General features: G+C 70.4%; 3 protein-coding genes. 2 read left to right on the top strand and 1 reads right to left on the bottom strand.

The genetic code is table 11. The features are described from left to right. Window positions 1–690 (top strand): trypsin-like serine protease (locus EHS43_RS43825; protein WP_148104316.1); only part of this gene is annotated, 690 nt, incomplete at its 5' end. 117 nt (window positions 691–807) lie between these two features. Further along, a complete protein-coding gene (locus tag EHS43_RS43830) occupies window positions 808–1,452 on the top strand; it encodes a LysE family translocator (protein ID WP_125195973.1) in 645 nt (214 codons plus the stop codon). A gap of 18 nt (window positions 1,453–1,470) precedes the next feature. Here EHS43_RS43830 and EHS43_RS43835 read toward each other — a convergent pair. After that, window positions 1,471–1,786 (bottom strand): crosslink repair DNA glycosylase YcaQ family protein (locus EHS43_RS43835; RefSeq protein WP_148104317.1); only part of this gene is annotated, 316 nt, incomplete at its 5' end.

The following is a 1,786-nucleotide window of genomic DNA, read 5'->3' on the forward strand; positions in this document are numbered from 1 at the left end:
CCCCAGCCCATCGTCGGCGGTACCACGACGACCACGACCGCGTACCCGTTCATGATGCAGATCACGGACGCCTCGCAGAACCAGTTCTGCGGCGGCACCCTGGTCTCCGCGACCAAGGTCGTCACCGCGGCCCACTGCATGGTCGGCGAGACCACCAGCAGCGTGAGAGTCGTCGGCGGCCGCACCTACCTCAACGGCACCAACGGCACGGTCAGCCGGGTCAGCAAGATCTGGATCAACCCGGGCTACACGGACGCCACCAACGGCGACGACGTGGCCGTACTGACCCTGTCGACGTCGATGCCGTACACGACGGCGTCGTACGTCTCCTCCTCCCAGACGAGCGTGTACGCGGCCGGCACCACAGCCCGCATCCTCGGCTGGGGCACCACCTCGTCGAACGGCAGCTCCTCCAACCAGCTGCGGACCGCGACCGTCCCGATCGTGTCCGACTCCAGCTGCAAGAGCTCCTACGGTTCGGACTTCGTCCAGACCGACATGGTTTGCGCCGGATACACCTCCGGCGGCACAGACACCTGCCAGGGCGACAGCGGCGGTCCCCTGCTCATCGGGGGCGTCCTGGCAGGGATCACTTCATGGGGAGAGGGCTGCGCGCAGGCCGGTTACCCGGGTGTCTACACCCGGCTGACCACCTTCTCCAGCCTCGTGACCGCGCAGGTCAACTCGTAGGTCCCCAGAGGTTTGCCTGAGCCTCGCTCAGGTGCCAGACCGGGGGCGTTGCGGGCCTCCACGAGCGGCCCGCAGCGCCCCCTGTCCATGGGCGCGGTCCGTGTTTCAATGACCCCCATGGTGTCCACGGAAAGCATCATCGCCTTCGCCGCGATGTCCCTCCTCGTGATCGTCGTCCCTGGGCCCAGCGTGCTGTTCGTCATCGGCCGGGCCCTCGCCCACGGCCGGCGCACCGCGGTCGCGACGGCGATCGGCAACGTCCTCGGGTCCTATCTGCTCGTCGTGGCCGTCGCGGTCGGCATCGGCTCCCTGGTGGAGCGGTCGGTGGCCTTCTACCTGGCGGTGAAACTGGCCGGCGCCGCCTATCTGGTGTTCCTCGGGGTCCAGGCGTTCCGGCACCGGGGCGAGCTGAAGGCGTCGGCGATCGCCGCCCCTTCCGGACCGGCGCACGGCGACCTGCGGACCGTCCTCGACGGCGCCCTCGTCGGCGTCACCAACCCCAAGGGCATCGTCTTCTTCGCCGCCGTGCTCCCCCAGTTCGTGGACCACACGGCGGGACACGTCCCGGCCCAGATGCTGGTGCTCGGCCTGGTCCCGATCGCCATCGGCCTGGTCACGGACACCCTGTGGGGCCTGACCGCGTCGGCGGCCCGCACCTGGTTCGCGCGCTCCGACCGGCGTCTGTCGCTGATCGGCGGCGCGGGCGGGTTCGCCATGATCGGGCTGGGCGTGACGGTGGCGGTGACGGGACGGGCGGACTGACGGCTCCCGCCGCGGGGGTCACTTTCCCACGACGGTCCCGAACCGGATGTCGTACGCCGTTCCCGGGTGCAGCACGGCGAGCATCCGCTCCCCCTCGGCGGTGACGTCCTCCTGCTGGGCCCTGGTGAGCCGGTGGAACGGCTCCACGACCAGGGTGTCCTCGGTGAGCTTCCAGACGCCGGCGAGGAACCCGTCGACGAGGAGCGTGCGGTAGGCCTGGTTGCCCTGCCAGCTGCGGCCCCAGTACTCCTTCGGCACCACGCGGGTGCGGTCGGCGTGGGAGAGCAGCAGGTTGTCGAACTCCGGCAGGAAGCGGGGCGGGGCCGGGGTGCCC

Origin of the sequence: Streptomyces sp. RP5T, from assembly GCF_003933965.1 — a bacterium.
Taxonomy (GTDB): domain Bacteria; phylum Actinomycetota; class Actinomycetes; order Streptomycetales; family Streptomycetaceae; genus Streptomyces.